The organism is Wenxinia marina DSM 24838, assembly GCF_000379485.1.
Taxonomy (GTDB): domain Bacteria; phylum Pseudomonadota; class Alphaproteobacteria; order Rhodobacterales; family Rhodobacteraceae; genus Wenxinia; species Wenxinia marina.
On the sequence record NZ_KB902299.1, the window covers coordinates 227359 to 239409 of the forward strand.

The following is a 12051-nucleotide window of genomic DNA, read 5'->3' on the forward strand; positions in this document are numbered from 1 at the left end:
GGGGCCTTTTCACTGCACCCGAATCCCTTATGCTCGCACCCCGGAGAGACAGGACAGCGCACCCGATGACCCGTTCGATCGACTACGGCAATCTCATGCACCGCGCCATGCGCGGTTTGATCCAGGAGGTGCTGTCGGACGTCTCCGAACACGGCCTGCCGGGGCGGCACCATTTCTTCATCACCTTCGATACGATGCACCCCGACGTGGAGATCGCCGACTGGCTGTCCGACCGCTACCCGGGCGAGATGACCATCGTGCTGCAGCACTGGTTCCAGGGCCTCGAGGTCACGGACGAGGGCTTCTCGGTGACGCTGAACTTCGGCGACAACCCCGAGCCGCTCTACATTCCCTACGACGCGATCCGCACCTTCGTGGACCCGTCGGTGGAGTTCGGCCTGCGGTTCGAGACCCAGGACGAGGAGACCGCCGACGAGGACGGCGAAGCCCCCGCCGGCGAGGTCATCCCGGCGCGAAGCGCCAGGATCCCGGCCGAGACCGACGAGAACGAAGACGAGGACGCGCCCAAGCGCGACGCCGACATCGTCAGCCTCGACAGCTTCCGCAAGGGCTGAGCTCCGGCGCCGGCGCCCGATAGCGCCACCGGCGATTTACACGCAGGGGACCCCGGTCTAGACCGTCGCCGCACCGGACGACGAGGGACCCGCCGATGACCGCCACCCGCCTTGAGACCGACAGCTTCGGACCGATCGAGGTCCCCGGCGACCGCTACTGGGGCGCCCAGACCCAGCGCTCGATCCAGAACTTCCCCATCGGGTGGGAGAAGCAGCCGGTCGCCATCGTCCGCGCCCTCGGCGTCATCAAGCAGGCCTGCGCCGTCGCCAACAAGGCGAGAGGCAAGCTGTCCGGCGAGATGGCGGACGCGATCATCGCCGCCGCCGCCGAGGTGGTGGAGGGCAGGCTCGACGACCACTTCCCGCTGGTCGTCTGGCAGACCGGCTCTGGCACGCAGTCCAACATGAACGCCAACGAGGTGATCTCGAACCGCGCGATCGAGATGCTGGGCGGCGAGATGGGGTCGAAGGACCCGGTCCACCCCAACGACCACTGCAACATGGGCCAGTCGTCGAACGACACCTTCCCCACCGCGATGCACATCGCCGTCGCGATGACCGCCCGGGACGTGACCCTGCCCGGCCTGCGGCACCTCGCCGAGGCGCTGGAGGCCAAGCGCGACGCCTTCGACGCCATCATCAAGATCGGCCGCACGCATACGATGGACGCGACCCCGCTCACGCTGGGGCAGGAGTTCGGCGGCTACGCCCACCAGGTCCGCAAGGCGATCGAGCGGATCGAGGCGGCCCTCGGCGACATCTACGAGCTGGCCCAGGGCGGCACGGCCGTCGGCACCGGCCTCAACTCGCCCAAGGGCTGGGGCGAGACCGTGGCGAAGGAGATCGCGACGATCACCTCCCTGCCCTTCGTCACCGCGCCCAACAAGTTCGAGGCGCTCGCCGCGCACGACGCGATGGTGGCCATGTCGGGCGCGCTCAAGGCCTGCGCCGCCGGCCTGTTCAAGATCGCCAACGACATCCGCCTCATGGGCTCCGGCCCCCGCTGCGGCATCGGCGAGCTGAAGCTGCCCGAGAACGAGCCCGGCTCCTCGATCATGCCCGGCAAGGTGAACCCCACCCAGTCCGAGGCGCTGACGCAGGTCTGCGCCCACGTCGTCGGCAACGACGCCGCCGTCGGCATGGCCGGCTCCCAGGGCCATTTCGAGCTCAACGTCTACAAGCCGATGATCGCCTACAACGTCCTGCAATCCATGCAGCTGCTCGGCGATGCCGCCCGCGCCTTCACCGACAACTGCGTCGTCGGGATCGAGGCCGACGAGGAGCGGATCGGCAAGCTGATGCGCGAGAGCCTGATGCTCGTCACCGCGCTGGCGCCGACCATCGGCTACGACAACGCGACCACGGTGGCCAAGACCGCGCACAAGAAGGGCACGACCCTGCGGGAAGAGGCCATCGGTCTCGGCTTCGTCGACGCCGAGACCTTCGACCGCGTGGTCCGGCCCGAGGACATGATCGGGCCGAAGTGAGGCGGAGTCGGGCGCCCGCCTATTCGTCGATGTTCGTCGGCTCCAGGCCGACGAAGTCGCAGCTCCGGGCGAGGACGGCGCCGATGGCGGCGTCCGAGCCGCCGAGCGGGACCTCGGACAGCGCGCCGCGGCGGTAGAGACCGAGGGCGAGGCGGGCGCCGACGCGCAGTCCGGTGATCGTGCTCTCCGCCTCCTCGATGCTGTCGAAGGTGAGCAGGCAGCTGGGGCCGGTGCAGCTGCCCGCGACGAGGAACTCGCCGTAGCGGTCGACCTCCCAGACGAAGATGTCCTCGGCGGCGCCGGGGTCGTATCCCTCCACCAGCACCGCCGGCAGGCCGCCGTTGCCGCACTCCACCGCGACCGAGACACCGCCGGTGCCTGCGCCCGTCGCCCGGCCCGAGGGCTGAGGCGCGGGGTCGTAGGACCACTGGGCGGCGGCGGGGGCGGCGGCAAGGCCGAGCAGCAGGGCGAGGAATGACGTCTTCATCATTGCAATCCTTGTGAGAATACGTGAGCGGACCGCCGGAATGTGACGGTGCCGGGCCAGCCTACGCCACCGGCCCGCGGGGCTGCAACGTCGCGCTTGGCGGCAGCCGCGCCCGTCGCCTACAAGCGGAGTCCGGACAGCGAAGGAGTGGCGCGGATGACGGACGGTCCCATCAACCTCAACCGGGTCCGCAAGGAGAAGGCGCGCGCCGAGCGCAAGGCGCAGGCCGACGCCAACGCCGCCAAGTTCGGGCGCAGCAAGGGCGAGCGTCTGCTCGACGCCGCCCGCGCCGAGGCTGCGAAGAAGCGGCTCGACGGGCACCGGTTCGACGACGAATGACCCCCGCCGGCCGCCCCGAGAAACGCTCGCTGACGCTGCGTGGTCACCGGACCAGCGTCTCGCTCGAGGCCGAGTTCTGGGCCGCCTTCCGCGAGATCGCCCGCGCCCGCGGCCTCGCCATCAACGAGCTGGCGGCGCAGCTGGACGAGGCGCGGGGCGACGTGGGCCTCGCCTCCGCCATTCGGGTCTTCGTGCTGAACGAGACCCGGCGGCGCTGAGGTCAGCGGGGCGTGAGCCGCAGCCAGATGCCGTCGGCGGATCGCACCGTCAGATGCGCCACCGGCCGCGGCGTCCTCTCGGGGACGACCTCCAGCCGGTATGCCCGCAGGATCATCGCCAGCAGCAGAACCCCTTCGGCCATCGCGAAGCCGGCGCCGGTGCAGACGCGCGGGCCGGCCGAGAACGGCATGTAGGCCTCGCGCTGGCACCTGCGCCCGTTCTCCGTTTGCCAGCGACCGGGGTCGAAATCGTCAGGCGCGTCCCAGAGGCGCGTGTGCCGGTGCAGGTGCCACGGCGACAGGACCACCTGCGCCCCCTCGGGCGCGGCGCGGCCGCGAAACGTCTCGGCCCTCGTCGTCTCTCGCACCATCATCGGCACCGGCGGATACAGCCGCAGCGCCTCGCGCCAGATGTCGCGGGTGACGCGCAGGCGCGCCAGGGTGGCGAAGGACGGCTCCAGCGTCGCCGCCTCGGCCGCCGCCCGCTCCTGCCACTCCGGATAGCGGGCGACCAGCCACAGCGCCCAGCCCAGCGCCGAGGCCGACGTCTCGTGCCCGGCAAGGAAGAAGATCGCCACCTGATCGACCATCTCGGAGGGCGTGAAGCGCTCGCCCGTGACCGGGTCGGCCGTCGTCATGATCTTGGTCGCCAGGTCGTCCGGCGCCGTCCCCGCCGCGATCTCGGCCGCGCGTTCGTCAGTGAGCCGCACGATCAGCCGGCGGATGTCGCGCGCCGTCGCCTTGGCACGGCGGGAAAAGAAGCGCGGCATCCAGCGCGGGCCGGGGACGAAGGCGGCGAGGTTCAGGATCGGCTGCTCGCGCTGGTGGGTGCGGAACCTGTCGAACACCTCCGCCGCGATCTCGTTCTCGATCGGGATGGAGAAGAGGGTGCGGAAGATCACGTCGGCCGCCGCGTGGGAGGTCTCGGCCTCGATCTCCACCGGGCGGCCGGTGGCGCGGGCGGCGAGGCGCTCCACGGCCGCCTCCCCCGCCGCCCACATCGCCGGAAAGGTGTCCTTCAGCCGCCCGCCCTCGAACGCGGGGTCGATGATCCTGCGCTGGCGCTTCCACGTCTCGCCGTTGGTGAGAAAGACCGACTCGCCGAGGAGCGGGCGCAGCCCGGCGCCGATGCGGTCCGACTTCGGGAAGTCGTCGGGCCGGCCCTTCAGGACAAGGTCCACCAGCGCGGGGTCGTTCACCATGTAGGAGCGGAAGAACGGCGTCCGGAACTCCGCCATCCACGCGCGGTACAGGCGCGCCGGCTGCGCCGACAGGATGTCGGCCCGGAACAGGCGCAGGTAGCGCCAGAGCGAGACGCTGTCCGGCCGCGCCGGCGGCTTCGGCGGCCGGCCGGTCTCGTCGCTCACGCCGCGACCGAGGTGTACTTCGACGCCGGCACATCGATCCGGCTCTTCGACGGGGCGCGCCCGGCGAACCGCTCGGCCAGGGTCAGCGGACCGGCCGTGATGCGGAAATAGTCATAGTCCGAGGGGGTGCCGGGCAGGTTGTCGAAGGCGCAGAGGTACTGAAAGTGCAAGCGGAAGAACCGCCAGCGCAGCGCCGTCAAGGTCTGCGGCTTCAGCGTCTGGGTGAACGCGGCGGAGACGATGAGCGGCCATTTCGCGCCCGCCGGCTGCACGCCCGACACCGCGACCGGGTCGCACAGGGCGAAGGCGCAGCCGTCGCCCGGGGCGGTGACGTCGACCCACGCCAGTTCGTCCCGGCTGGAGAGGTACGCCAGATCCGCCCGCAGCCGCGTCGCGGCCGGCAGGAACGACACCATCGGCACCACCTGCCCCAGCGACAGGAAACCCAGCGCCGGCCCGCGCCGACGCAGCCGCCCGGCGCGGATCAGGTCGGCGAGGATCGACACGCCCAGGTGCGCCCCGGACGAGTGGCCGACGACCAGGACCTCGTCCACATCCTCCTGCAACGCCTGCGCGATCCGCTCGCCGAACTCGCCCATCCGGGCCTCGAGCGGCAGCGGGTTGGCGCCGTTCAGCTGGGCCGAATAGGCGTAATCGTGCATGAGGTAATAGGCGTAGAGCTTGCCGTCCTTCGACTTGAACCAGCGCAGGACGAGGACGAAGGCCGGCAGCGCGACGGCCCACCGGGCGAGGGCCGGCAGCAGCGCCTCGCCCACGCCGACCAGCGCGGCCAGCGGTTCCACCAGCCATGCGGCCAGTGCGCCGAGAAGCAGCCCCGCCGCCAGCGCCAGCAGCGCCTGCAGGAGCAGCATGCCCACCGGGTAGAGCGCCGCGATGACCGGCCCCTTGCGCAGCCACATCAGCCGCCGCAGCGTGCCCGACGCGATGTAGGTCCAGGCGGTGCGGACCAGCTGCCAGTAGGTCGCGGGGATCGTGTTGGACATCGACCCGCGCACGATATCGGACCAGACCAGCACCTCGACCTCGGTCGCGACACGCCTGCCCTCGACCTCTCCCCTGACCTGCCAGCCGTAGGCACCCGCGCCCTTCGCCTTGGGCGACAGCGCGAGCGAATAGCCCGACAGCTCGGCCTGGGCCGCGCCCTCCTTGCGGTAGAGCTCGCGGTAGCGGCGCGGATGGATCGGGTCGTAGCCGGGGATGTAGAAGACCTTGCGCCGGAAATCGGCGTCCGCGTCCGGCCCGGGCGGCGCGGCGGAGGGAACTTCGGCCGGCGATGCCGGCGGCGGGTCGAAGGATGGTTCCGCGGACGTCGCCGGCGGCTCGTCCGGCCGCGCGGGCGCCTCCGGGGCCCCGGTCGCCGGCCGGTCGCGCCCGTCGCGCGTCGCCGCCCGCACCCGGGCCAGCACTCCGTCGTCGTCGTCCGTCATCCGCCCGTCACCGCGCCGGCCCCCGCGGCAAGCCTAGCCGGGGAATCGGGCGACATTAAGCCTCAGCCGAGCGTCGCGAGCGACGGGAACGTCTCCAGCAGCCACCAGCTGAAGTCGCTGAACTGCCCCGTCAGCATGAACAGGCCCACGGTCCAGAGCAGCAGCCCCGACACCCGCTCGATCGCGCCCATGTGCCGGCGCATCGCCGCCATCAGACCGCCGAGCCGCGGAAAGAACGCCGCCACCAGCAGGAACGGCACGCCGAGGCCCAGCGCGTAGGTTGCCAGCAGCGCCGTCCCCCGCGCGACGTCCGCCTCAGACGCGGCGAGGCCGAGGATCGCGCCCAGGATCGGCCCCAGGCACGGGGTCCAGCCGAACGCGAAGGCGAGGCCGAGCAGGTACGCCCCCAGCGCCGAGCCGCCCCGGTCGCCGGCGTCCAGCCGTGCCTCCCGGTCGAGGAACCTCAACCGGAAGATGCCCAGGAAGTGCAGCCCGAACAGCATGATCAGCAGGCCCGCCCCCCAGACGAACCACTCCTGCACCGACAGGAACATACGCCCCAGCGCCGAGAAGGCGAAGCCGAGCAGCAGGAACACCGTCGACAGGCCGAGGACGAAGAACGCGGCCGCCAGCAACACGCGGCCCCGCGGCCCGCGCGGGCCCGCCATCTCGGTCACGCTGACCCCGCCCATGTAGGCGAGGTACGGCGGCACGATCGGCAGCACGCACGGGGAGAGGAACGACAGCAGGCCCGCCAGCGCGGCCACCGCCATCGCCGGCAGCAGCGTTCCGTCGAAGATCAAGCCGGCGTCAAGCATTTCCCGTCCCCTGTCCCCTTCCGCCTAGCCGAGAGCGGCGGCGCCGTCACCTGCCCTGCCCTCACAAGGCGGCGACGGGCCGGCGACGGGCGCACAGGTGACGCCTTTCCGCCACCCCGCGATCGTGAACGGCGCCCCCGCTTGACGGCGACGCCGGAAGGACGGCACAGGCGGCCGCGGCGGACAACGATCCGCCGCACCGTACCGTCCATCGAGGCAGACTCACCATGGCAACCCAAGCCGCGCCGCAAGCGGCCCGGTCGGTCCCGCAGGGGCCCGACATGCCGGCCCAAGTCGCGACCGCGACCGCCCCGGCCCCCAAGGCCCAGACCGTCCTCTTCCGGGACCTGGCCAGCATCTGACCAAGCCGGCGGCCCCGCCCTTGCCGGTGGGGCCGTTCGCGGCCCGGCCGTCACGGCGGGCGCATGGGGATGACGACGCTCGTGCCGTCGTCGCCGCGATCGCCGGCCGCCGCGTCGGCGAACGTCCGCCGATCGGCTCACGGGCGAGTGACCGCTGCGGGGGAAAGCGGTTAATCAGTCCCCAGCACAACACAGCTGGAGCCGCCGATGGTCCGCCTCGTTCTCGCCGCCCTCGTCGCCGTCTCCACGCTCACCGCCTGCGGCCGCGCTCCGACGCCCGAAGTCGCCCGCGCCGCCCCGGCCCTCTACCCTGGCGAGAGCGTGCAGCTGCGGGCGCTGATCCGGCAGTACGCGCAGGTCCACGGCATCCCGGAGGCGCTGCTGCACCGGGTCATCCAGCGCGAGAGCGACTACAACCCGGGCGCCCGCAACGGCCCCTACTACGGCCTGATGCAGATCCTGCCGCAGACCGCCCGGACGATGGGCTTCACCGGCGCCCCGAGCGACCTGCTGGACGCCGAGACCAACCTGATGTGGGCCGGCCGCTACCTGCGCGGCGCGTACATCGTGGCCGACGGCGACATCGACGAGGCGGTCGGCTGGTACGCCCGCGGCTACTACTACGAGGCCCGCGACCGCTGCCTGCTGGTCGAGACGGGGCTGCGGGACCGCGAGCTGCGCTGCTGAGGGGCGCGCGGAGGCATTGCCGCGCGAGGTCCCGGCTCAAGGCCGAGCCTTGCATCCATCACTTCGATTCAAGACCCGCCCCGGGCCTGATCCGGGGCCTCGACCGACCGGGCGCCGGCTCCCAGCCGTCTCCGAACCTCTGAACTCGCCGCTCATTTCCATGATAACAGGAGCATGGAAATCGACGCCCTCGCCGCCGCGCCGCACTCGGCCAGCCCGCCCGGCTGGATGTGCGGCGCCTGCTGATCCAGGTGGGGCCGGACGGCCTGCCCGCCGGCAGGATCGCCTCCCGCGTGGGCTGGACGCCATGGTCGCGCACCCGATCCTCGTGAACCGCACGATCGTCTGCACGCCTTTGGGCGGCCGCCTGTGCCGGCCGTCCGAAACGGTGCTCGACCTCCTCGACCCGCGGCCGGCGCTGCCCCTCGTCGACAGCGACGGCGCGGTCGTCCTCGATGTGGACGGGCGCCGCCCCGAGTGACGCCGCCCGCCCGACCTTTACCCGGCCCGCGAATTTCTTATATGTTCTCTCGGGATTGCCAGCCGGGGAGCCGGACATGAATGCCGAAGCGAAGTTCGAAGGCCAGGTGGAAGGGGCGCCGCTGATCGCTCCGTCCACGACGGAGCATCCGCTGTATGAGCAGATCGTCGAGGCCTGCCGCACCGTCTACGATCCGGAGATCCCGGTGAACATCTACGACCTCGGCCTCGTCTACACGATCGACATCAACGCCGAGAACGAGGTCAGGATCGTCATGACCCTCACCGCCCCCGGCTGCCCCGTCGCGGGCGAAATGCCGGGCTGGGTGGCCGGCGCGGTGGAGCCGCTGCCGGGCGTCAAGCAGGTCGACGTGGATCTGACGTGGGAGCCTCAGTGGGGCATGGACATGATGTCCGACGAGGCTCGGCTCGAACTCGGCTTCATGTAACGCCGGTTCCTGTCCGCAGGCCGTGGAACTCCGGCCGATCGCGTCACGTTGAGCGGTCATCCCGCGCACGCCGCCGACAGGACCGATGACAGGCACGATCCGGACCCTTCTCGCCGCGCTCCTCGCCTGCCTCGTCGCCGCGTCGTCCCTTCCCGCCGCCGCACAGGACGCCGGCTTCGACGTGGACGCCCTGAACGAAGGCCTCGCCCCGCCGCCCGACTGGCTCGATCGCTCGACCCCGCAGGGGACGATGGAGAGCCTGCAGACCGCCGCCGGCATCGGCGACTGGGCGGCGGCCGCCCACCTGCTCGACCTCACCGCCGTGGACCCGGACGAGCAGACCGATGCCGGGGCGGAACTGGCGCAGGGCCTCTTCGGCGTGCTCGAACGCAAGGTGGTCATCGACTGGTGGGACCTGCCGGACCGGCCCGACGGCGCGCTCGAGCCGGGGGACGACGATCCGGCCATCGCGCTGACCCCCCGCAGTTCGATCCGGCTCTGGACGCTGGACCTGGGGGACCGGACGGTCCCGATCCGCCTGAACCGCCTCCAGCCGCCGGACGGCGACCCTGTCTGGGTCTTCTCGGCCGCCACGGTCCGTAACATCCCCGCCCTGCGCGATCTGTACCAGCCCTCCTGGGTCGAACGCTCGATCCCCGACCCGCTGCGCAACGACGCGCTCTGGGGTCTCGAATACTGGGAACTGGTCGCCCTGCCCCTCGTCCTGCTTATGACGGGCGGGGCGGGCTGGTTGCTGTGGCGGATCCTCGGCCGGATCGGCAGCGCGATGGAGGGGCGCGGCGGCGGCCTCGTCGTCGCGGCCCGGGCGCCGCTGACGCTCGCCCTCGTGACGCTGCTGCTGTCCACGCTGGCCGGTTCGATCCTCGTCTTCTCGGGCCGGATCGACGCGGTCTTGTCGCCGCTGACCGCGATCCTGTTCGTCGTCGCCGCGCTGTGGCTGGTGGTGGGTCTGGGCGACGCGATCCTCGACCGGGTGATCTCTCTCGACGGAATGAACTATTCCAAGGTCGACGGCGACTACGAGGAGCGGCGGCGGACCGCGACGCGCATGGTGGCGCTGCGGCGGGCGGCGATCGTCGTCGTCGCGCTCGCCGGCATCGGCATCGTCCTCAACGAGGTGAACGTCCTGCGGACGCTGGGCGTCTCGCTCCTCGCCTCGGCCGGGGCCCTGACGATCCTGATCGGTTTCGCCGCGCGCAACGTGCTGGCGAACATCATGGCGAGCCTGCAGATCGCGCTCAACGGGTCGGCCAAGATCGGCGACAAGCTCCTCTTCCAGGATCGCATCTGCACAGTGGAGCGGATCAACTTCACCTTCGTGCAGCTGCTGGTCTGGACCGGCGAGCGGCTGGTCGTGCCGGTGACCGAGTTCGTGGGTGAGCCGTTCGAGAACTGGACGATGAAGGAACCGGGCCTGACCCGCATCTTCACGCTGAAGCTCGCCCACACCGCGGATGCCGAGCGGCTGCGCGCGCCCTACAACGAGATTCTCGACCGGCTGAAGTCCGACGGCGCCGAGATCGGGCCCGACGACGGTCGGGGCGTCCATGTGACCGACCACGACGTCTTCGGTCAGGACGTGCTGTTCAAGGTGCCCTGCACCAACCCCGATACCGCCTGGACGCTGGAATGCACCGTCCGCGAAGAACTCCTGCGGGCCGCGACCCGTCTCGGCGAAGAGGCGACGCCGGTCTTCCCCGACGCCCAGCCGGCCGAGGCCGCCTGACGCGCACCCTTGAGCCGCCCCGGCGCGGGGCCTATCTTGAGGGCCAAGCCAAGGAGGCACCGATGTTCGGCATTCCCGGCAAGCAGGCCGTCACCCTCACCCCCCGCGCCGCGGCGCGCATCTCCCGCCTGATGGAGAAGGACGGGTCCAAGGGCCTGCGCCTCGGCGTCAAGAAGGGCGGCTGCGCGGGCATGGAGTACACCATGGACTTCGCGCAGGAGGTCGACCCCAACGACGAGGTGGTCGAGCAGGACGGCGCGCGGGTGATGATCGCGCCGATGGCGCAGATGTTCCTGTTCGGCACCGAGATCGACTACGAGACGTCGCTGCTCGAGTCGGGGTTCAAGTTCCGCAATCCCAACGTCACCGAGGCGTGCGGCTGCGGCGAGTCGATCAAGTTCGACGAGACCCTGGGCGCCGCCGGCTGACATGGCCGTCTCGGCCGAGGATGCCGATTTCGCCCGCGAGCTTTTCGCCGGCGTCGGCCCCCTGACCACGCGCAGGATGATGGGAGGCCTCTGCCTCTACGCGGACGGCACCATCTTCGCCATCGTCCGCTCGGACGGTGCGATCCTCCTCAAGGGGGCGGGCGCCATGGCCACGCGGATGGAGGCCGACGGCTGGGAGAAGTGGGACTACGTCCGTTCCAACGGCGCCCGCGGCGCAATGCCCTACTGGCTGCTGCCCGACGACGTCTACGACGATCCGGACCGCGCGTCCGCCCTCGCCCGGGACGCGTTGGCCTGCCTCTAGACGGATAGGCCCGGGCTGCGGGGCGTGTTACTTCCTTCTGGCACGTCACGAAGGAGGACCGCCCGATGCCCCGCAAGCTCGCCGCCGGAAACTGGAAGATGAACGGCACGCTCGAGGGCCTGTCCGAGATCGCGGAGCTCGGCGGCCTGCACCGCGCCCCGTCCGTGGACATCCTGATCTGCCCGCCCGCGACGCTGCTGTCGCCGATGGCCCGCGCCGCGCAGGGCACCTCGGTCTGGATCGGCGGGCAGGACTGCCACGCCGCCGCCTCGGGCGCCCACACCGGCGACGTCTCCGCCGGGATGCTCTCCGCCGCCGGCGCCGCCTACGTCATCGTCGGGCACTCCGAGCGGCGGACGGACCACGGCGAGGACGACGGAAACGTCCGCGCCAAGGCCGAGGCAGCCTGGCGGGCCGGCCTCGTCGCCATCGTCTGCCTCGGCGAGACGCTGGAGGAGCGGGAGAGCGGCCGGGCGCTGGATGTCGTCGCCCGACAGCTCGCCGGCTCGGTGCCGGACGGCGCGACCGCGGCGAACACGGTCGTCGCCTACGAGCCGGTCTGGGCGATCGGCACCGGAAAGGTCGCCGGACCGACCGAGATCGGCGAGGTCCACGCGGCGATGCGGGCGGCGCTGACGCAGCGGTTCGGCGACGAAGGCGCGCAGATGCGCCTGCTCTACGGCGGCTCCGTCAAGGCGTCGAACGCGGCGGAGATCTTCGCCGTGCCCCACGTCGACGGCGCCCTCGTCGGCGGCGCGAGCCTGAAGGCGTCGGACTTCTCGCCCATCGTGACGGCCCTCGAACAGGCGTAGGTGGGTGAAACCCACCACGCCG

General features: G+C 71.3%; 15 protein-coding genes. 11 read left to right on the top strand and 4 right to left on the bottom strand.

Translation table 11 applies throughout. The features are described from left to right. The first annotated feature begins 65 nt into the window (after positions 1–65). Both A37W_RS0114095 and fumC read left to right on the top strand, forming a co-directional pair. Positions 66–575 (top strand): SspB family protein, encoded by a 510-nt coding sequence (locus tag A37W_RS0114095; RefSeq protein WP_018303685.1) that lies wholly within the window; start codon positions 66–68, stop codon positions 573–575. A 95-nt stretch (positions 576–670) separates the two neighbouring features. Beyond that, entirely contained in the window at positions 671–2062 is a 1392-nt protein-coding gene (gene fumC / locus A37W_RS0114100; RefSeq protein ID WP_018303686.1) for a class II fumarate hydratase, read from the top strand. A gap of 19 nt (positions 2063–2081) precedes the next feature. Here fumC and A37W_RS0114105 read toward each other — a convergent pair whose 3' ends face one another. Next, positions 2082–2549, bottom strand: a complete 468-nt coding sequence (locus A37W_RS0114105) for a hypothetical protein (protein ID WP_156169314.1) — start codon at positions 2547–2549, stop codon at positions 2082–2084. Positions 2550–2705: 156 nt separating this feature from the next. Between A37W_RS0114105 and A37W_RS0114110 the strand changes: the two genes are divergently transcribed. Together A37W_RS0114110 and A37W_RS0114115 are read left to right on the top strand one after the other, a co-directional pair. Beyond that, positions 2706–2888, top strand: coding sequence for a DUF4169 family protein (locus A37W_RS0114110; RefSeq protein ID WP_018303688.1), 183 nt, complete (start codon positions 2706–2708; stop codon positions 2886–2888). Further along, positions 2885–3106, top strand: a complete 222-nt coding sequence (locus A37W_RS0114115) for a ribbon-helix-helix domain-containing protein (protein WP_018303689.1) — start codon at positions 2885–2887, stop codon at positions 3104–3106. The genes A37W_RS0114110 and A37W_RS0114115 overlap by 4 nt, the downstream gene beginning before the upstream one ends. Positions 3107–3108: 2 nt before the next feature. On the opposite strand, the gene A37W_RS0114120 is transcribed toward A37W_RS0114115, so the two are convergent. The 3 genes from A37W_RS0114120 to A37W_RS0114130 form a co-directional block, all read right to left on the bottom strand. After that, positions 3109–4473, bottom strand: a complete 1365-nt coding sequence (locus A37W_RS0114120) for a cytochrome P450 (protein WP_018303690.1) — start codon at positions 4471–4473, stop codon at positions 3109–3111. Then, positions 4470–5921 carry a hypothetical protein gene (locus tag A37W_RS0114125; protein WP_018303691.1) on the bottom strand — a complete coding sequence of 484 codons (1452 nt, stop codon included), beginning with the start codon at positions 5919–5921 and terminating at the stop codon, positions 4470–4472. Before A37W_RS0114125 ends, A37W_RS0114120 begins: the two co-directional genes overlap by 4 nt. Positions 5922–5983: 62 nt before the next feature. Continuing rightward, positions 5984–6739: a cytochrome c biogenesis CcdA family protein gene (locus A37W_RS0114130; protein WP_018303692.1), complete on the bottom strand. Its 756-nt coding sequence runs from the start codon at positions 6737–6739 to the stop codon at positions 5984–5986. Positions 6740–7308: 569 nt separating this feature from the next. On the opposite strand from A37W_RS0114130, the gene A37W_RS0114140 reads away from it, so the two are divergent. From A37W_RS0114140 to tpiA, 7 genes are all read left to right on the top strand, one after another. Next, positions 7309–7788 carry a lytic transglycosylase domain-containing protein gene (locus A37W_RS0114140; RefSeq protein WP_018303694.1) on the top strand — a complete coding sequence of 160 codons (480 nt, stop codon included), beginning with the start codon at positions 7309–7311 and terminating at the stop codon, positions 7786–7788. A 307-nt stretch (positions 7789–8095) separates the two neighbouring features. Beyond that, entirely contained in the window at positions 8096–8269 is a 174-nt protein-coding gene (locus A37W_RS22025; RefSeq protein ID WP_018303695.1) for a thioredoxin domain-containing protein, read from the top strand. 76 nt (positions 8270–8345) lie between these two features. Beyond that, on the top strand, positions 8346–8717 hold the full coding sequence (locus A37W_RS0114150; protein ID WP_018303696.1) for an SUF system Fe-S cluster assembly protein: 372 nt from the start codon (positions 8346–8348) through the stop codon (positions 8715–8717). Positions 8718–8802: 85 nt separating this feature from the next. Then, complete coding sequence (locus A37W_RS0114155) at positions 8803–10464, top strand: mechanosensitive ion channel family protein (RefSeq protein WP_018303697.1); 1662 nt, start codon at positions 8803–8805, stop codon at positions 10462–10464. A gap of 62 nt (positions 10465–10526) precedes the next feature. After that, a complete protein-coding gene (locus A37W_RS0114160; RefSeq protein ID WP_018303698.1) occupies positions 10527–10892 on the top strand; it encodes a HesB/IscA family protein in 366 nt (121 codons plus the stop codon). 1 nt (position 10893) lies between these two features. Continuing rightward, the gene (locus A37W_RS0114165) at positions 10894–11217 is read left to right on the top strand and encodes a TfoX/Sxy family protein (protein ID WP_018303699.1); all 324 of its coding nucleotides are present in this window, start codon (positions 10894–10896) and stop codon (positions 11215–11217) included. Positions 11218–11282: 65 nt separating this feature from the next. Then, positions 11283–12029: a triose-phosphate isomerase gene (gene tpiA, locus A37W_RS0114170; RefSeq protein ID WP_018303700.1), complete on the top strand. Its 747-nt coding sequence runs from the start codon at positions 11283–11285 to the stop codon at positions 12027–12029. The last annotated feature ends 22 nt before the right edge of the window (positions 12030–12051 follow it).